Below are 19,453 nucleotides of genomic sequence, written 5' to 3'. Positions count from 1 at the left end.
CGCACGAAGCCGTCACATCCTTTATAATGGTCGTTGCTATTTCAATTCAAAAGTAAGCTTCTATGCGTCGCAGTGAAAAATCCAAAGACACCAAAGCCAAACTCGCTCCCAAACAAAAAATCAGTTATGAGAAAAAAGCTGACCCTGCAGTGACTGAATATGCAGTACAGTCTCTCACTTGGTTACGCCAAGCTGAATTTTTGATGAGTGCGCCAAAACTGTCTTTATGCGTAGAAGATACAGGCTATGAAATTGCATTTGCTGGTCGTTCTAATGCGGGTAAATCCAGTGCCATCAACACCTTAACTAATCAAAAGCAACTCGCACGTGCTTCTAAAAAACCTGGTCGTACTCAAATGATCAACTTTTTTAGTTTGGGTAATCCTGATCAGCGTCTGGTTGATTTACCAGGTTATGGTTATGCGGCTGTTCCGGAAGCTATGAAAATCGTCTGGCAAAAAGAATTGGAAAATTACCTGATTCACCGTAAGAGCTTACAAGGTCTAGTGTTATTGATGGATATTCGTCATCCATTGCAACATTTTGACTTGATGATGCTGGAATGGGCACATTCACGTCATTTATTCGTGCATATCCTGTTGACCAAAGCGGATAAACTGAACCGTGGCCCTGCCAACAAAGTGCTGTTAGAAGTTAAACAGCAGTTGAAAAAGATGAAACTTGATTTCTCAATTCAGTTGTTCTCGTCATTGAACCGAATCGGCTTAGAAGAACTGGCCAGTGTGATGGCAGGTCGCTTGAATTTTACTCTCGATCAACCGACAGAATTTGACCTCGATCAGATCCCTGAAGCCTCAGAAACTGACGTAGAAGAATAAAAAATGCATTTTATGCAACTTGATGCATTAAATAATTTTTAATTGTCCCGAATTGCTAAACACAAACACTAGGTAGTTTACATATACTGCTTAGTGTTGGTTCATTGCACTATCGATTAGGACTAAACAACAATGAAATTACTATCATTTGTGAAGAACAAACTTGGTTCTTCGATTGACTATAAAATCCTCCCGCGCAAAGTTAAATTTGATTGGGAAAATACACCAGTGGATTGGATTCCAAACCAGCCTTTTGCCAGCTATTTTATTAATGAAATTAACAATATTCTACCTGCTGGTGAGTTTTGGTTTTGCCGTTTATATAACAAAGTCCTCCCTGAAATTACCGATGAAAAACTAAAACAGGATGTGCAGGCATTTATTCGTCAAGAAGCCATGCATGCCGTTGCGCACACCTCTGCCAACAAGGAATATCTCAGCCAACGTAATATCGATATTCAGCGCAATCTCGACATTATGGATTTCTTATTCACCAAAGCTTTGGCAGATAAACCTTTTGGTAAAGAAATTCCAAAAGCTCTTGATCATCAATGGGATTTATTCCGTCTCGGAGTGATTGCCACCGTTGAGCATATGACTTGTGTATTAGGTAAATATGCGCTTTACAACAAACGTTGGGAAGAACTGGGCGCCGATCCTGAAATGCTTGATTTGATTAAATGGCACGGGTCGGAAGAAATTGAACATCGTACCGTTGCCTTTGATCTTTACCGTCATTTAGGTGGTAGTTATATCGCACGTTACTATCTAAGTGTTGCAGTCATTGCGGGCGTTTTAGGACTCTGGGTCGACGGCGCAGCGCATATCATGAGTCAGGATCCACGTTTCGCTGATAAGAAGCCAAGTGTGTTTAAGCCATGGATCTGGATTGAATGGTCGAAGATAGCATTAAAAGATTCTAAAATTTTGCCGGGTCCAGCATGGTTAGTGGCACAGCAATTGGATTATTTAATGCCGTGGTACGATCCTGTTAAGGAAGGTAATACTCAAGATGCCGTGAATTACTTAAACAATTCACCAGCCGCAAAACGTGCTTTACAACAAGCCGCTTAAACTTTAAAGACAAAAAAAGCAGGAGTAATCTCCTGCTTTTTTTATTCCAATTCAGCTTAGCCTGCTTCAGTCTCTGCCTGTTTGGCATAACGATCTACCACCACACTGATCATCATGTCACCCTGTACATTGACCACTGTACGTACGGTATCTAAGACACGGTCGATCGGCAGTAAAATCGCAATCGCTTCGGCTGGTAGCCCCACAGATTGTAATACCATGATCATGGTGACCATGCCTGCACTTGGAATACCCGGTGCGCCCAATGAAGCAATCATCGCGGTTAAGCAAACGATAACTTGCTGAGTCAAACTTAGATCCAGTCCCATCAGATTCGCAATAAATAAAGCTGCGGCTGCCTCATAGAGTGCCGTACCATCCATATTTAACTGCGTACCCAGTGGAATCACGAAACCTGCGGTTTGTGGTCGCACTCCTAGATTTTCCTGAGCACATTTCATACTCAATGGCATGGTAGCAGAACTTGAGCTGGTCGCAAATGCGGTGACCAATGCAGTTCTCGCACCTCTGAAAAAGGTGATCGGATTCATGCGCCCGAAGATCCAGAGTAAGGCAGGTAACACCACCACTCCATGAAAAATGGTTGTCCCTGTCACCACCGCAGCAAACTCAACCAGACGACTGAGTACGGACAGATCTTCCGTCGCAATCAACTTCGCCAATAACGCAAAAATACCAATCGGCGCAAGCTTCATTACCCAGCCCACCAGCATCATCATGATGTCAAAAAATTGCTGGCTGATATTACGGACTAAAGCAAAACGCTCCCCGCCCTTGACCAAGGCCACGCCAAGGAATAAAGCAAATACCACCACCGCAAGCACATTGCCTTCGCTGAATGCTTTGAAGGGATTAATTAAGGTATTTTGAATAAAAGTAGTGAAAAAGCTGGACGGCGTTAAGGTATCGGGTGTTTGGTGATTATCCATGGCAGCCTGAAACAGCTGGATATCGACACCTTTGCCCACATCAAACAAATGCGCACAACTGATCCCTAAAATCAAAGCCAAAGTGGTGGTGGTAAAACAACTCAAAGCTGTAATTTTCCAGACCCGACCAAATTGACCGCCTGCTTGTAAATTGGAAACACCCACCACAATTGAACTAAAGATCAATGGAATCAGTAGCATTTTCAGCAAGCCAATAAAGATACTACTTAAGACACCAAGACCATATAGACTGTAGTCAACAAATGCCGTTTGCGGATAAGCAATTAGCAGAAAACCAAATGCTACACCGAGCACGGCTGCAATCAAAATCTGTGTATTTAAATTCATTGTGATTGATAAAGCTCTTTAACTTCACCTTACTATGGCATGCTCATGTTGAAGAATCGAGCAATTTTTTGTCAGCCTTATGCTAAAAAAGCCATCATAATGATGGCTTTAGTATGAGCTTATTTTTATTGAGTTTCGATTTCTCTGAGCCGAATCAAACCTTCTTGGACAGTACTACAGACCAACTGACCATTTTGCCACATCCGCCCAAAATTCAGACCGCGAGAACTAGCACTCACTGTTGCCTCCATATCGTAGAGCATCCATTCATCAGCACGTAACGGACGATGGAAATAGATGGTGTGATCAATACTTGCACATTGCAGATTCGGAGAAATCCAAGATAAACCATGTGGACGCAATGCCGTCGTCATCAAGGTAAAGTCCGAATAGAACGCAACAATTGCCTGATGTAATGAGATTTCATCCAGATCTTTCGGAATCGTACCGTGGGTACGAATATAGTGCGCATAAAATGGAGCTTCAGGTTGAGGCTGAAATGGATTGATTAACTGCGTTGGACGAATCTCGACATGACGTTCACGCATAAAGCTGGCACGCACATTTTCAGGTACGAAATTAATCAGACTTTCTTTCAGTTCATTTTCTGACTTTAATGTTTCAGGCGCAGGATATTCTGGCTCTTTGTGCTGATAGTTCAACCCTTCTTCCGGATAGGCAAAAGATACCATCGCAGAAAAAATAGTACGTCCATGTTGAATGGCACGAACCTGTCGGCTGGCAAAACTCTTACCATCTCGAAGTGGATCGACTTCGTAGATAATCGGCGCATTGACATCGCCCCCGTACAGGAAATAGGCATGTAGAGAGTGTGCCGGACGATCCGTCGTATATGACGCTGCTCTCAAGGCCTGTCCAAGAACCTGTCCGCCGAATACCCGTTTGCCTACCAAATTGCGGCTATTGCCTCGGAAAATATGCTGTTCCAGCTTTTCCAGAGTCAAAAGTTCAACCAATTCTTGAGTTAACACATTCATGTAATATTCTTCCAACATCAATGGGGAGAGATCAACCAATCCTTTCAGGGTTGATAATTTTGATTGTGCCACAAATTCAAATGACAATGGTCAGGATAAAATGATTCATCCGTCACGTTAATCGTATTTATAACTGCTAAAAATACGATTTTTAACGATAAAATCTACCAAATACGCTATATTTTGTCAGAAAATAACATACCGTTTTATGTAAGAATACCGCAGAATGTCGTGTTCATCATGAATCGATGCCAGGATTATGATTTAGGAGTTTGTAATGTCCAAGACTGGATTTGGTCAAATGTATCGCCAACTTTCGAGTAAGTTACTTGACCTTGTGGTAACCCCACATGTTCTTGGTGAAGTTCCTACAGAATCCACCACAGCAGAGCAAAATACAACAGAATCAAATAAGTTAGTTTGCTATGTTTTACAGAATTATTCGCGTAGTAACGCATTGGTGGTCGATGGTGAAACCCGTCGCCTCAATTTAAAACCAGCACTGGATCCGTTGAGTTTTGGATCATATCAAGAAAAAAACTCAGTCCTGTTTTTACATCACAACGAAAATAATTTCTTTAATACGCAAACCTTCCCTCCTCGCCTATTGCAACTTGTTGAAGCGCTTGAACAACATCCTGATGTTGATGTTCAACTTGTGCCTGTTACGGTACTTTGGGGACGTTCGCCAGACAAAGAAGATTCCTGGTTCAAACTTTTATTCTCTGATACATGGGCAACCCCGGGTACAGTCAAACAGTTGATGAATATTGGTCTGCACGGCCGACAATCTTATTTAGAGTTTCATGAACCACAATCGCTACGTGAACTGGTTGACTATGCCAAGACCAATCATCCAAATGTTTCACCAGCAACCTATATTGCCAGCTCACTAGACACTTACCTCGATCAACAGCGTGAAGTGGTTCTCGGCCCCGATTTATCAGATCGCCGTAATGTGATGCAATCGGTAATCAAGTCACCTGAAGTGCAAGATGCGATTCGTCGTGAAAGCATTCAGCATAAAATCAGCATGCTCGAAGCAGAACGTCGTGCAATTGGCTATGTCAATGAAATCGTCTCTGATTACTCGGCATCTGCAGTGCGTTTTGCCGATATGGCTTTAACCCGTTTATGGACACAGCTCTATGACGGCGTTGAAGTCCATAACTTCAGTACGGTTCGTGAACTGGCAAAAGACTACGAAATCGTTTACACCCCTTGTCACCGTAGCCATATCGACTATTTATTATTGTCATACGTGATTTATAAACGTGGCTTGATGATTCCGTATATCGCAGCAGGTGATAACCTCAACTTACCATTTGTAGGCCAGTTATTACGTGGTGGTGGTGCATTCTTTATTCGTCGCTCTTTCCGTGGCAATGCACTTTACACATCTGTATTTAAAGAATATTTATACAGCATCTTATCGCGCAACACCCCAATCGAATACTTCATTGAAGGTGGACGTTCACGTACAGGGCGTTTATTACCGCCGAAAACAGGTATGTTGGCGATGACCATTCAAGGGCATTTACGTGGACCAGCCAAGCCGATCGTATTTGTTCCCACCTATATCGGTTATGAGCGTCTGATGGAAGGCTCAACCTATGTTGGTGAAATGCAAGGTAAGCCAAAAGAAGCCGAGTCAATTTTTGGTATTGTAAGAACCTTACGCAAAATTGAACGCATCTTCGGTAAAGTGCATGTGAACTTCGGTGAACCTGTGTTCCTGAATGACATTCTGAAGCAGAATAATATCGAGCAAAACCCGACTGACGTACCAAGCTCTACCGAGATTTCAACGGTCGTTGCAGACTCAGCGCATCTGATTCTGGAAAACATCAACCGTGCAGTGGTAATCAATCCAGTTTCATTGCTTTCTTTAATCTTGCTTGCAACACCAAAACACACTTTGGATGAAGAGATCTGTGCGAAACAACTCGACATCTATCGTGATTTGGCAACCCAGCAACCTTATGATGAACGCACTCAAGTGACCTCTTTATCAGGTAAAGAAATCGTTGCCTATGGTCTCAAGTTGAAACTAATTAAACGCGTACAACATGTATTAGGCGATATTATTGCGATTGAAGATAACCAAGCAGTCTTGCTGACTTACTTCCGTAATAACATCCTGCATGCCTTTGTATTACCGTCACTGGTCGCTTCTCTGGTTGAGCACAACGGAAAAATTCACAAGAATGATTTAAGCAACGTGATTCGCACCTTATATCCATTCTTGAAAGCTGAACTGTTCATGAAATGGCAAGTGAGTGATTTACAGCAAAAGATTGATAGCTATATCGATGCATTGGTGAAGATTGGCCTGATTTTCCAAGATAACGATGGCAACCTGTTTAGCCCAACACCAAACAGCGAAGAACATCAAAAACTGGTTACATTGGCAATGCCAGTGAAACAGAGCCTAGAACGTTACTACATGACGCTGGCACTGATCACACAACGTGGTTCAGGGAATATCTCAACCAAACAAGTGGAAGAACTAAGCCATTTACTGGGTCAACGCCTGTCTGTGCTGTATGAATTCAACTCGCCAGAGTTCTTCGATAAAGCGCTATTCCAGAGCTTTATTAAAGTCCTGACACAGCAAAATTACATTCGTAACAATGAGCAAGGCTTCATTGAATATGATGATAATTTCAGTGAAATGGCAGCTGGGGCACAACTGGTGCTGGATGAAACCACCTTACAAATGCTACAGCACATCACCACTTTTAGTGATGAAGAACTGGCTGAGGCATTGGAAGCAATGGCATCACAACAAGCCAAACGTCGCCTAAAACGTAAGAAAGCATAAGCATAAAAAGGCAACTTCGGTTGCCTTTTTCTTTCACTGTTAGTGGCGACAGCCCAAATATTTAGGATCATCCTGACAACGCAGCCGATTAATCAACTCGACAAAGTACGCATCGTAATAGCCTGCATCGACATAACGTTTACTAATCTTGGCCACCAAAGCATCGTATCCCTGCTTTTCATAACCCGAGATATCCGCCCAGTAATAAGCAGGTAAATGATTTTCCCACTGGATCGCCTGTGCAGCCAAGACGTTGCTATTATTGACAAACCATGTGCGTATCTGATGACCAAAACCAGCAGGATAAGCTTGAGGCCGAATCACAATATTCATGGCAAAATAAGCCACAGGAAAATTCACCACCTGTGTGGTCTCACCAAATTCTTTTTTTAAGTTATATGGCAGTATTCCATAAGCGGGAGCCGCCAGAATATCAATCTTTTTACGTTTAAATGAATCAACCGCATTAGAGAAATCGACATAAATCGGCTTCGAACCCACACTTTGCACCAAAGCCAACTGTGGGGGATTATCGGCCAGAATCCCAATGGTTTTATTTCTTAGCTGCGACACTTTATTGATCTGCTGGGTATTCATGATCATATAAGCCGTTCCAATCGGAATCATCCCCAGCATTTCATAATCCGAACCAACCATCCGCTTTTCAACATTAGGATGATTTAACAATTGTAGAAAGGCGCGCACCACACGATTATTCGGGATGAGTCCAATTCCTCCCGTTGTCGCCATAAAATTGTTATAGCGATGCGTATTAAAATTTGAAGCCACCAAACCAGAACATTGTTTTTGCTCAAAGGACTGTATCGCATCTTTTTCATTTTTAAAGACTTTAAACTTGAGCTGCACCTGATTTTGCAATGCGTATGTACGAACATCCTGTAAACGGCGGCTAATATCCCCTTGTATACCCAATGGATCAAATACACACCAGCTTTGTTCAGTCGCCCAACTCGCTGTTGTTATTAATCCAAGCAGGCCCATGCACATTATTTTTCTCATTGATCACCCTTTTACACCCTACAGCAAACCTCGTGCTCAACTCAGGCAGTTCCTTTCCGGAATCTGTTGATAGTTATGATTCAAAATCCATACCAACTCTTTAAGCTTTCTTTACAGTGTAGTCGAATTATTTTTCATTACTATGGACAGATAAAGCCGCAGCGTAGTCATTAAAGCAAATCAAATGGTCAAATTTAAATCCATTTTTTGGCAATCGTGTGGCATAAATTTGCTTGCCAGTCTGTTGTTCTGAAAGTAATTTTAAAGGGGCTAAATTTAATTGCTGTTGAAACCACAACAGAATTTCGTGCATCGGAATAGGTAAATTATTGGTGACAATATAACTTGCTTCGACTTGAGCCAAGTTAACCAATAACGCTAAAAATTTCGCCAAGTCATCAATATGAATACGATTACTGAAATGAACCGTAGGATAAGTCGAGCTTTGCTCAGCCAGTTTTTTGAGTCGGGCAATGGAAGTGCCGTATATTCCTGTAGGACGAACAATAATGCTATGTTGCGGATAATGCTGCTGCCACATCAGCTCCATACGCCGAAGCAAATGTCCTTGCGGATCAGCAGGTTGAATCTCGCTCTCATCATCAATGCGCTCCCCTGCATTTTCACCATAGACGCGGGTTGAAGATACAATCACGATGCGCTGTACAGGGTGCGCTTTTAAGGCTTTAGCAATAGGTTCCACACTGTCGACATAGGTCTGCTGATAAGCTTCAATACCGCTTTGGGCAGGTGCAAGCAGCATGTACACCATCTGTATCGGAGGAAACCCCGTCAAATCAAGTTGCTGGATATCCTGAATATAATGGGTCGCGTAACAATCTGTTTTTGCACTGCGACTTATTGTGCTAATGTGGTGACCTTGCTCAAATAAGTGTTTAGCGACACGCTGAGATGTTTTACCATAACCAATAAATAAAATATGCATACACACCTTTGACCAGAGATGACATCAGTTCAGCAATTACAAGGCGTTGGTGCTGCCGCAGCGACCCTCTTAGAAAAGCTTCATATTTTTAGCACGGATGATTTGTTATTCCATCTTCCCCGTGACTATGAAGATCGTAGCACTATTATTCCAATGAATCAGCTGGTCGTTGGACGAAGTTATTTGCTTGAAGGTGAGGTTCGCTCTGTGGACTTCCCACCTGGAAAAAAGAAATCCCTTGCTGCACTGGTCCAAGATGATTTCGGAAAGGTCACCTTACGCTTCTATCATATCTATAAAGGCTTAACGGATCGTATCAAAATGGGGCAACGCCTGCGCATTTTTGGTGAGGTCCGCGTTGGTGCACGCGGTCTAGAAATGTATCATCCTGAAATTCAAGTGATCCAGCAACATACTGCCCTGCCTAAAACCCAGCTTACTGCGATTTATCCAAGTACCGAAGGCCTGACCCAACCCAAATTACGTGAGTACGTGCGTCAGGCACTCACTCATCACAGTGATGACCTGCCCGAATTATTGCCGAGCAAATATAGCAATGGCTATGAACTGAAAGAGGCGTTGCATTACATCCATGAGCCGCCAACCGATGCCAACATGTTACAGCTCAATCAAGGTTCACATCCTGCACAACAGCGTCTGATTTTTGAAGAACTGGTGGCGCATCAAATCAGTCTACTCACACGTCGAGCTTATATCCGTCAGATTTCAGCCCCACGTTTTAGTAGCAGCAAAGTATTGGCCAAGAAATTATTAGAAGGCCTTCCTTTTCAGATGACCAATGCGCAAAAACGCGTTTCTAAGGAAATCTTGCAGGATCTTAAACAAGATCAACCGATGTTACGTCTGGTACAAGGTGATGTTGGCGCTGGCAAAACCTTAGTCGCCGCTGTCGCAGCCTGTCATGCGCTGGAAGCAGATTGGCAAGTGGCACTGATGGCACCGACCGAGATTTTGGCCGAACAACATTATTTAAACTTTAAACGCTGGTTTGAGCCTTTAGGCATTCAGGTGGCTTGGCTGTCAGGCAAACAAAAAGGCAAGGCCAGAACACAGGCAGAGCAACAAATTAAAGAAGGTCATGCCCAACTGATCGTAGGCACGCATGCCCTGTTTCAAGATACGGTTGGTTTCTCTAAATTAGGTTTGGTCATTATTGATGAGCAGCACCGTTTCGGGGTCGATCAACGTCTTGCCCTGCGCAATAAAGGTGCTGACCAGTTCACTCCCCATCAATTGGTGATGACAGCAACCCCAATTCCCCGCACCTTAGCCATGAGTGCCTATGGCGATTTAGACACCTCGATTATTGATGAGCTGCCGCCAGGTCGTACTCCGATTCAGACCGTCACCATTCCACTCGAACGTCGGGAACAGGTATTACAGCGCATAGCAACCAATTGTCGTGAAGGTAAACAGGCTTATTGGGTGTGTACTTTAGTCGAGCAATCTGAAACGCTGGATGCCCAAGCCGCGGAAGCAACCTACCAAGAGATTAAAGAACGCTTTCCAGACATCAATATTGGGCTGGTACATGGCAAGATGAAAGCCGATGAAAAGCAAGCGGTCATGCAAGCCTTTAAAGACAATCAATCACAACTGTTGATTGCCACCACGGTGATTGAAGTAGGTGTCGATGTGCCCAATGCTTCGATTATGGTGATTGAGAATGCAGAACGTTTAGGTTTATCTCAATTACATCAGCTACGAGGTCGTGTAGGTCGTGGTGCTACAGCCAGCTTCTGCGCCCTACTCTATAAAACGCCGCTATCACAAAATGGGCAAGAACGACTTTCGATTTTACGAGAAAGTAATGATGGCTTTGTGATTGCAGAAAAAGATCTAGAAATTCGCGGTCCCGGTGAATTGTTAGGGACCAAACAAACGGGCGATATGGGCTTTCGTGTAGCTCGCCTAGAACGAGATGACCATCTGCTCACCCAAGCGCATTATGTGGCAGAGCAAATCCTGAAAGACTATCCACAACATGCAGAAGGTCTGCTCAAACGCTGGTTACCTGAAGCCCCAAGATATGCCTATGTTTAAATTACTGGGGAAGTCCGCACAGCAGCTATTTGATTATTTTACCCCGTGTAGCCTGTGTGATATTGGTATGAAACGGCACTTTGGCGTTTGTCAGAGTTGCTGGCAACAACTACCTTGGTTCAAACAAAGCATTGAACGGAATCAACAGCAAATTCTGGTGGCCTGCCATTATCAGTATCCGATTGACCGAATCATTCAACAATTTAAATATGAACAGAAACTGCATCATCAACGTTTATTGAATGGCCTGTTATTACAAGTCAGACTTCCAAAAGTTCATGCGATTGTGCCTATGCCCATTTCAACAGATCGTCTGGTCGAGCGTGGTTTTAACCAGACACTTTTATTGGCACAATCTCTAAGTCAGCACTTAAATATCCCTGTCTGGCAGCCAGTACAACGTTTGGCCCAACATTCTCAAAAAGGCTTATCCCGTCTGGAACGGCTAGAAAATATTGAACAGCAATTTGTTGCTGTAGCACCAAACCAGATTCGTTATCGCAAAGTTCTGATTGTCGATGATGTGGTCACAACAGGCAGTTCAATTACAGCTTTATCACAAGTGCTTGAACAACTCGGCTGCCAACAGGTTTATAGTCTGTGTCTAGCAGCCGCACAAGATCAAGAGATTAATTCAAACCATGCTGCTGACACCACGGAATCACAACTTCTTTAGTTAAAGGCGCCAATATCGTCGCTTGGTCATCCAGATCAATCCACTTCATCTCAGCAATCTCGGCTGCAATTTGTGGTGCCTGCTTTAACTCAACCGCATATACATAACTAATCAAGGCATGATCAGGTTCATTGGCTGCCGCTGTTCTAAATTCACCAACAAATTCTTTTAACTCACATTCGCAGCCAATTTCTTCCAGAATTTCACGCTGAATCGTCACTTCAGGTGCCTCATCTAGCTCAAGCTTACCACCGACCTGCATAAAGGCATGCGTATTTTGCTTACGGACCAACAGTAATTGATTTTGCTCATTCAAGATAATGGCGGCAGCAACAGTAATGGTTTTCACAATTTTATCCTCAAGCCTGAATTTCAGTGGTGGATAGCCACTTTGGGGTTGCAGGTTGATAAGCAGCAAATGCAGCCAGAACCTCTTCAATCTGTTCTGCCACAATGAGCTTATCTACAAAACGTGCTTGGGTAAAACCACTGTCAACTGAGGCTTGAAGCATTTTCAGCAGATCGGTATAGAAACCATTTACATTTAAAAAAGAACAAGGCTTTTGATGGATTCCCAACTGACTCCAAGTCCATTGCTCAAAGATTTCTTCGAGTGTTCCCGCACCGCCTGGCAAAGCCACAAATGCATCAGATAGCTCAGCCATTTTGGTCTTGCGCTCATGCATATTATTAACCCGATACAATTCAGTTAAACCGGTATGAGCAAGCTCTCGATCCACCAAGGCATGGGGAATCACACCAATTACCCGACCGCCAGCCTGTAGCGCACTATCAGCCACCACACCCATCAAACCCGAACGTCCACCACCATAGACCAGCGTTTTGCCTTGCGCTGCAATCATCTGCCCTGTTAACTGAGCCATTTGCTTGAAAACAGGATCATTCCCTAGAGAGGAACCACAGAAAACACATATAGAATTCATACAATTAAAACCGTTTTATAGAACTGTCATGCTGATAAAGTAGGCTATGTAACAAGATTTTTGAAAAAATAACGTTTAGGCAAGTGTTTTTCGTTTCATCCTTGTCTAAAATACACGCTGCTTTTCGGTAAAAGACCGGAAACTTTACATCGACTGCGCAAGGAAAAAAGACATGCTTGAAGCCTTTTATGCCACTGAGCGCGGTAGTCTAGAAGATGCAACAATCAATGGCAGTTTCGACCTTCATCCTGATCTGGTCTGGATTGATCTCATCGCCCCATCCCAAGAAGAACAACAATGGATTCTGGATGCGTATGAGCGAAACCTACCTACCTTAAAGTCACTTGAAGATATTTCCTCATCGGCACGATTCTACCGTGATGATGACGGAATTTTGCATATCAGTACCTATTTTTTAACAAAGAATAAAAATTTTCAATCTGATCGTGAACAAGAAGACCTCGAGAATACACTCGCAGCTACCGTCCACACGGTTGCTTTTCTACTTGATAAAACGCAACTGATCACGCTACGTGGCGAGAAACTGGTTGCCTTTCGGGCCTTCCGCGCTCGGGCAAGACGCAATGATTACAGCATCGACTATAAAGATCCAGTATGGATTTTATTAGGTCTACTTGAATCTAAACTGGATGAACTTTCAGATATTCTGGAAGACACGCATAAGTATTTAGAAGAATATTCAGCCGAGGTTTTAAACGACCACCATCGTGAACAGATCCTTGATCTGGATGACATGATCACACGGCTCGCACATCAGGAAGATATGTTAGGAAAAGCTCAGCTTTGTTTGACCGACTTACGCCGAGTTCTGTCTTTCCTTTCCCGACCGCGTGCTCTAGGCAGTCATATTTATGATCCAGATATTCGAGAGATGAGTGAAGATGTACGCTCTCTACTTGAGCACAACACCTTCCTGTTTCAAAAACTAAAATTCTTACTGGATATTACCACTGGTTTTGCCAATACCGAGATGAATGAGACTTTCAAACGCTTCTCTATTCTTCCAAGTATGCTTGCTCCTCCAATGCTGGTTGCCAGTATTTATGGTATGAACACAGAGGTTTTACCTTTTTCTCATGGCACTACCAGTTTCTGGATCGTGATTACGCTGGTATTAACTTTCCTGATTGGCCCGACACTTTACTTCCGTTGGAAGAAATGGATTTAATAAAAAAAGCACCTTACGGTGCTTTTTTTATCTCTACAAGAATCATCAAATCAATTTCAGATCATCTTGTAAATGACAGGCTTGGATGATTTTCAGCATTTTTTCAGACACATTCTTAAAATGCAGACCTTTATTTTCTGGCGTTTGACGCAACCATTGCACCAGTACAGCCAAAGATAAAGTATTGCCCTGTTCAAGCTGGCCCAAATCAACAACTAAAGGAAAATTCTTATGCTGTTGAATATGCTTTAAGCCGGTTTGATAGATCTGCTCTGCATTTGCAAAATTAATCGTTTTTGAAACGACAAGTTGCTGATCAATATACTGAATCACCCGTCACCTACTTATTTTTTGCTAACTGCAGCATCTGCATCTGGTTTAAAGGTTGCAATCGCTTTATTAATATCGCCACCGTTACGTTGAACAGTTGCAGCGAACTGGTTACGGAACTGTAAGCCCAAGTCGATACCAGACACGTTAATGTTACGTACTTTCCACTGGTCACCCTTGTCCGTTAACTGGAACGACACAGGGATTTTCTCGCCATTGTGCAAGAAGTCCAAAGTCACAACAGGTGTTTTGCTGTTGGTCGATTTAAACGGGCGCATGGTATAGCTTTCATTGGTATATTTTGCGAAAGCACCGCCATAGTTCTCGATAATCACTTCACGGAAGTTCTTCTCGAACTGTGCACGTTGTGCAGCATTGGTATATTGGTTATTCGCATAAGTACCCAACACAATACGCGTAAACGCTTGAGAATCCACATACGGGTCAAGGTTTTGACGAATAATGCTTTTCACCAATGTAGGATTATTTTGCAACTTGGCATGATCCGCTTTTAGACGCGTAATTAAGCCATCAGCCACACGTTTAACAAAATCAGGTGGGGTTTCTGTTGGTGCTGCAAATGCCGCACTTGCAAGCATTGTCGATAATACGCTTGCGGTTAGCGTTTGTTTCAATAATGTATTCACTTCAATCTCCTAACCTGAATTACTCAACAAAAGAAGGTTCTGCTTCAGCAGCTGGCTGTGAAGCTTGGCTCTCTGTCGCTGTTGAGCTTGATGTGGCTTTACCAGCACCACCAGTAATAAACTTACTGATCAAATCTTCTAAATCCATTGTGCCTTGGGTATTTGAAACCACGTCACCACGTTTAAGGTAATTCACACCGCCACCTGGGACAACTTTCAAATATTTCTCACCCAATAGACCATTGGTTGCTACCATTATATAAGCATCTTCATCGAGTGTGGTGATGGAGGTCATGTTACTGGTAAGTTGCTGTTCCATTTCTTTTTGTTTCGCAGCATCAGCTTGCTCATAGTCAGAACTATAGTGCAACTCTTCTAGTGCATTCTTCTGCACCTCTTTAAGTTGTTCCGGGTTAAAGCTGGTGAGCTTACCATCCAGATCAAATTTGACTGTCGCCAGACGAGATACAGGATCAAGCGTAATCGATTCAACACGACCGATGGTCACACCACTCATGGTCACTTTGGCACGTGGCTTTAAACCATTTACGTTGTCAAACTGTGCTGTCATGCTGTAGCTATCACGTAGATTAGTACCTACCAACCCACTCACTTTCATCGCAAGAAAAAATAGAGCGACACCGAAGATAATGACAAAAATACCTACGGCCAGCTCACTAGTACGTGATTTCATTAAATCCCTCCGAACATGACCGCAGTCAACACGAAATCAAAACCTAATACACAAAGTGAAGAATATACGACCGTTCTGGTCATTGAAGTCGCGATACCTTCTGGGGTTGGTTCACAAGCATAACCCTGATACACCGCCACCCATGTACAAATCAAAGCAAAGACAATGCTTTTGATAATGGTGCCATTAAAAATGTCATGCCAGAACTGTACGCTACTTTGCATACCACTCCAGAATGAACCTTCATCAGCACCTAAAAAATCAACACCAACCAACTTGCCGCCAATAATACCAATCGTTGCAAAGATCACCGTAAGCATCGGTAAACTCACAATACCCGCCCATAGACGAGGAGCAACAATCTGACGCAGTGGATCAACACCAATCATTTCCATGCTGGCAAGTTGTTCACTTTGTTTCATGGAACCAATTTCAGCAGTCAAGGCTGAACCTGCACGTCCTGCAAATAATAATGCAGCGACAACAGAAGCAAGTTCGCGTAGCAACGTCAGTGAAATTGCAGTACCTAGCATTGCTTCACTGCCAAAAGTCACCAGAATGCTATACATCTGCAAACCCAGCACGGCACCAATGAATAAGCCTGAAACAGCAATAATCAGCAGGGACATCACCCCGACACGATACATCTGATAAACAAAGCGCTGAAAACCACCTTTTGATGGCATGGAAAATAAAACTTGCAGGAGCATCAGCGCGGCAGCACCGATTCCTTTTATTCGCTCAATAACGAGTCTACCTAGCCAGGCAATCGCATTCATGGACGAACCTCGTTATCTAAATATGCTTGATGAGTAAATTGATATTCCACAGGCCCCTCAGCTGAACCTGTTAAAAACTGACGGACAAAAGGTGAAGCATGATTTTTTAATTCTTCTGGAGAACCTTCACCCTGAATCTTACCTTCAGCGACCACATAAATATAATCAGCAATCGACAAGGTTTCAGCCACGTCATGCGACACAATAATAGTCGTTAGATCCAAAGCATCTCGTAGCGAACGGATGAGACGGGTTAATACACCCATCACAATCGGATCTTGTCCAGCAAATGGCTCATCATACATGATCAGCTCAGGATCCAACGCAATTGCACGCGCCAAAGCAACACGACGGTTCATACCGCCTGAAAGCTCAGTTGGCATTAACTGCTCAGCGCCACGTAATCCGACTGATTCCAGTTTTAAAGCCACCAGCTCTGCAATAATATGTTCTGGCAATTTGGTATGTGCGCGGATTGGGAATGCCACATTTTCATAAACCGACATGTCTGTGAATAATGCACCACTCTGGAATAACATTCCCATACGTGCACGTGCAGCGAATAATTCATGACGCGACATGGCAGCAATATTTTTCCCATCCAGCAACACCTCGCCATGATCTGGACTCAACTGCCCACCAATCAAACGCAACAAGGTGGTTTTACCTGTGCCAGATGGTCCCATAATTGCAGTAATTTGACCACGTCGAATTTTGAGACTGATATCGTCATAAATGACGCGTTCTCCTCGATTAAAGCTTAAGTTTTTAACTTCAATTAAGGCTTCTGCATCGAGAGGAGATTTGTTATTCATAATGGCATTCATTCCTGCACTTTTTATGCACGCATACTATACACTGAAACATTAAACGCTTGTTTCCATTTTGATAAGGGATGTATCAAGAGTATTTAATTTATGTAGTTATTCTTGGGAATAATCTGGCTGGTTGTATGATGAGAATTAACATTAAATGACTCAGCGTTAATCGTATCAAACAACGCATAAGCAAAAAATAAACCGTTACAGAGCATTAAAATGACGAATAGGCATGGCAGCCCTTCACTACACATGAAAGACCAAGCTTGACTCAAAAGGCTTTTATTTTGCTTAACCTTATTCATTTCTTATATAAAATTTGAATTAGTACACATTTTTATAATTTTACATGACTAAACCGAAATAAAAAAGCCAGTTTTTCAACTGGCTTCTTCATTCTATCGGTTTTTAACGATTAAAAATCGTTTTTGCGACGACGGTCGCCACCGAAAGTTTCTTCACGTGAACCGCGTACTGGACGCTCATCGTTACCAAACTTACGCTTTGGACGGTCATCACCACCGAAGCTGCGTTTTGGACGATCATCACCGAAGCTACGCTTTGGACGATCACCGAAACCGCCTTCACGTTGTGGACGATCACCGAAATCACGTTTTGGACGGTCACCGAAGCTACCTTCACGACGTGGTTTATAGTCTACACGGTTACCACGGTTGTCATCATTCGAGTCAAAGCGCGGTTTATCGTTGAAACCACCTTCACGACGTGGGCGATCAGAATTGAACTCGCGACGTGGACGGTCTTCACCACCAAAACTACGTTTTGGACGATCATCAAAACCGCCTTCACGACGTGGACGATCTGAATTAAATTCGCGACGTGGACGGTCTTCAAAACCACCTTCACGGCGTGGACGATCTGAATTGAACTCGCGACGTGGACGGTCAGAGTTGAATTCACGACGTGGACGATCTTCGCCACCAAAAGATGGACGCTCACCACGTGGCTTGTCATCAAAGCTACGACGTGGACGATCATCACCGCTTTCACGACGTTTGAAGTTACCTTCACCTTCAAAACGACGACCACCGCCAAAACCACCACGACCACGACCGCCGCCATCACGACCACCACGACCACGACCACCGCCATCACGACCTGAACGTGCAGGAGGTGGAGATGGCTCTAAACCTTCGATTTCAGATACATTTAAACGTGCATCTAAATAATCTTCTAAAGCACGGATTTTGCCACGCTCACGGTAAGTTGCCAAAGTCACAGCTTGACCTGTACGACCCGCACGACCTGTACGACCAATACGGTGTACATAGTCTTCATTTTTCATCGGTAAACCGAAGTTAATTACATGTGAAATCGTTGGTACGTCTAAACCACGCGCCGCAACATCAGTTGCAACCAAGATTTTTGCACGACCTTCACGAATGCTACGTAAACGACGGTTACGAACGGTTTGTGGCATCGCACCATGTAATGCAACAACAGAGTGACCCGCTTCAGCTAATTCTTCAGCAAGCATATCTGTATCTTCTTGCGTGCTTGCAAATACAACAGCTTGATCTACAGACTCATCAGATAACCAGTGAGTTAATAATTTTTTCTTGTGTTCAAAGCCATCAGTCCAATGTAATGTTTGAGTTACATCAGTGTTCGTGCTGTGACCAGTTTCAATTGCAATACGTTGCGGATCATTCATCATGCGTTCAGCAAGACGGATAATACGATCAGCAAAAGTTGCAGAGAACATTAATGTTTGATTACGGTTTGCAGCTAATTCACCAATTGCTTCCAAGTCTTCAGAGAAGCCAAGATCAAGCATACGGTCAGCTTCATCAACAATTAATGATTCAACTTTATCAAGTTTAATTTGACGACGGTTTACAAGGTCAAGTAAACGACCAGGAGTCGCAACGACAACTTGTGCACCTTTAAGCTGTTGAATTTGCTTACCGAAAGGCATACCACCCATAATTGCAGCAATACGAACACCTTTCATATGACGTACAAATGCAATCGCGTCTTGGCTGACCTGTTGAGCCAATTCACGCGTAGGAGAAATAACTAAAATCGTTGGCTGAGTAACTGCTTTCATGCGCTCTTTAAATGGCACAAAAGTATCTTCACCCGCTAAAGCGTTTAATGTAGGAAGTAAAAATGCTGCTGTTTTACCAGAACCAGTCTGGCTTGAAACTAATAAATCTTTACCTTCTAATGCAGCTGGAATCGCTTGTTCTTGCACAGGAGTTGGTGTCGTAAAACCTAAACCTTCTAGGGCTTGTTGTAAGGTTTCGTGCAAAGAAAATTCGGCAAAAGTTTTGCTCATAGAGAGTTTCA

Annotated in this window: 18 protein-coding genes; 6 read left to right on the top strand and 12 right to left on the bottom strand. The window is 43.2% G+C overall.

Annotation, left to right across the window (positions count from 1 at the left end; translation table 11 throughout):
- The first annotated feature begins 62 nt into the window (after positions 1–62).
- Both yihA and PJ15_RS10420 read left to right on the top strand, forming a co-directional pair.
- Positions 63–839 (top strand): ribosome biogenesis GTP-binding protein YihA/YsxC, encoded by a 777-nt coding sequence (gene yihA, locus PJ15_RS10425; RefSeq protein ID WP_004775894.1) that lies wholly within the window; start codon positions 63–65, stop codon positions 837–839.
- 132 nt (positions 840–971) lie between these two features.
- Positions 972–1,913: a metal-dependent hydrolase gene (locus tag PJ15_RS10420; RefSeq protein ID WP_004775895.1), complete on the top strand. Its 942-nt coding sequence runs from the start codon at positions 972–974 to the stop codon at positions 1,911–1,913.
- A gap of 56 nt (positions 1,914–1,969) precedes the next feature.
- Here the strand turns inward: PJ15_RS10420 and PJ15_RS10415 are convergent, their stop codons facing one another.
- Together PJ15_RS10415 and PJ15_RS10410 are read right to left on the bottom strand one after the other, a co-directional pair.
- Positions 1,970–3,211, bottom strand: coding sequence for a dicarboxylate/amino acid:cation symporter (locus PJ15_RS10415; protein WP_004775897.1), 1,242 nt, complete (start codon positions 3,209–3,211; stop codon positions 1,970–1,972).
- A 125-nt stretch (positions 3,212–3,336) separates the two neighbouring features.
- Entirely contained in the window at positions 3,337–4,209 is an 873-nt protein-coding gene (locus PJ15_RS10410) for an acyl-CoA thioesterase (RefSeq protein WP_047430497.1), read from the bottom strand.
- Positions 4,210–4,486: 277 nt separating this feature from the next.
- Between PJ15_RS10410 and plsB the strand changes: the two genes are divergently transcribed.
- Entirely contained in the window at positions 4,487–7,033 is a 2,547-nt protein-coding gene (gene plsB, locus PJ15_RS10405; protein WP_004775900.1) for a glycerol-3-phosphate 1-O-acyltransferase PlsB, read from the top strand.
- 39 nt (positions 7,034–7,072) lie between these two features.
- Here plsB and PJ15_RS10400 read toward each other — a convergent pair whose 3' ends face one another.
- Positions 7,073–8,053: a putative solute-binding protein gene (locus PJ15_RS10400; RefSeq protein ID WP_047430494.1), complete on the bottom strand. Its 981-nt coding sequence runs from the start codon at positions 8,051–8,053 to the stop codon at positions 7,073–7,075.
- 127 nt (positions 8,054–8,180) lie between these two features.
- Positions 8,181–8,999 carry an NAD-dependent epimerase/dehydratase family protein gene (locus tag PJ15_RS10395; RefSeq protein WP_047430491.1) on the bottom strand — a complete coding sequence of 273 codons (819 nt, stop codon included), beginning with the start codon at positions 8,997–8,999 and terminating at the stop codon, positions 8,181–8,183.
- Positions 9,000–9,017: 18 nt separating this feature from the next.
- On the opposite strand from PJ15_RS10395, the gene recG reads away from it, so the two are divergent.
- Together recG and PJ15_RS10385 are read left to right on the top strand one after the other, a co-directional pair.
- The gene (recG, locus tag PJ15_RS10390; protein WP_004775905.1) at positions 9,018–11,063 is read left to right on the top strand and encodes an ATP-dependent DNA helicase RecG; all 2,046 of its coding nucleotides are present in this window, start codon (positions 9,018–9,020) and stop codon (positions 11,061–11,063) included.
- On the top strand, positions 11,056–11,739 hold the full coding sequence (locus PJ15_RS10385) for a ComF family protein (RefSeq protein WP_047430488.1): 684 nt from the start codon (positions 11,056–11,058) through the stop codon (positions 11,737–11,739). The genes recG and PJ15_RS10385 overlap by 8 nt, the downstream gene beginning before the upstream one ends.
- Here the strand turns inward: PJ15_RS10385 and PJ15_RS10380 are convergent.
- Both PJ15_RS10380 and PJ15_RS10375 read right to left on the bottom strand, forming a co-directional pair.
- The gene (locus PJ15_RS10380; protein WP_047430486.1) at positions 11,693–12,088 is read right to left on the bottom strand and encodes an NUDIX hydrolase; all 396 of its coding nucleotides are present in this window, start codon (positions 12,086–12,088) and stop codon (positions 11,693–11,695) included. The two genes, PJ15_RS10385 and PJ15_RS10380, sit on opposite strands and share 47 nt — an antisense overlap.
- A gap of 10 nt (positions 12,089–12,098) precedes the next feature.
- Positions 12,099–12,683 carry a TIGR00730 family Rossman fold protein gene (locus PJ15_RS10375; RefSeq protein WP_047430484.1) on the bottom strand — a complete coding sequence of 195 codons (585 nt, stop codon included), beginning with the start codon at positions 12,681–12,683 and terminating at the stop codon, positions 12,099–12,101.
- Between the two features lie 172 nt (positions 12,684–12,855).
- Here PJ15_RS10375 and PJ15_RS10370 point away from each other — a divergent pair, with 172 nt between their 5' ends.
- Positions 12,856–13,872: a CorA family divalent cation transporter gene (locus PJ15_RS10370; RefSeq protein WP_047430480.1), complete on the top strand. Its 1,017-nt coding sequence runs from the start codon at positions 12,856–12,858 to the stop codon at positions 13,870–13,872.
- A gap of 45 nt (positions 13,873–13,917) precedes the next feature.
- Here the strand turns inward: PJ15_RS10370 and PJ15_RS10365 are convergent, their stop codons facing one another.
- The 6 genes from PJ15_RS10365 to PJ15_RS10340 all read right to left on the bottom strand — a co-directional run bounded on the left by PJ15_RS10365 (position 13,918) and on the right by PJ15_RS10340 (position 19,442).
- Positions 13,918–14,205, bottom strand: coding sequence for a lipid asymmetry maintenance protein MlaB (locus PJ15_RS10365; RefSeq protein WP_005259845.1), 288 nt, complete (start codon positions 14,203–14,205; stop codon positions 13,918–13,920).
- Positions 14,206–14,216: 11 nt separating this feature from the next.
- Entirely contained in the window at positions 14,217–14,849 is a 633-nt protein-coding gene (locus PJ15_RS10360) for a phospholipid-binding protein MlaC (RefSeq protein ID WP_004775917.1), read from the bottom strand.
- A gap of 19 nt (positions 14,850–14,868) precedes the next feature.
- Positions 14,869–15,543, bottom strand: a complete 675-nt coding sequence (locus tag PJ15_RS10355) for an outer membrane lipid asymmetry maintenance protein MlaD (RefSeq protein ID WP_047430477.1) — start codon at positions 15,541–15,543, stop codon at positions 14,869–14,871.
- A complete protein-coding gene (gene mlaE, locus PJ15_RS10350; RefSeq protein WP_004775919.1) occupies positions 15,543–16,322 on the bottom strand; it encodes a lipid asymmetry maintenance ABC transporter permease subunit MlaE in 780 nt (259 codons plus the stop codon). Before mlaE ends, PJ15_RS10355 begins: the two co-directional genes overlap by 1 nt.
- Entirely contained in the window at positions 16,319–17,137 is an 819-nt protein-coding gene (locus PJ15_RS10345) for an ABC transporter ATP-binding protein (RefSeq protein WP_004775920.1), read from the bottom strand. Before PJ15_RS10345 ends, mlaE begins: the two co-directional genes overlap by 4 nt.
- A gap of 418 nt (positions 17,138–17,555) precedes the next feature.
- Positions 17,556–19,442, bottom strand: a complete 1,887-nt coding sequence (locus PJ15_RS10340; RefSeq protein ID WP_047430474.1) for a DEAD/DEAH box helicase — start codon at positions 19,440–19,442, stop codon at positions 17,556–17,558.
- Positions 19,443–19,453 lie beyond the last annotated feature (11 nt).

Origin of the sequence: Acinetobacter sp. neg1 (assembly GCF_000788125.1) — a bacterium.
Taxonomy (GTDB): Bacteria; Pseudomonadota; Gammaproteobacteria; order Pseudomonadales; family Moraxellaceae; genus Acinetobacter; species Acinetobacter vivianii.
This window is presented reverse-complemented; position numbering and strand designations above follow the sequence as displayed.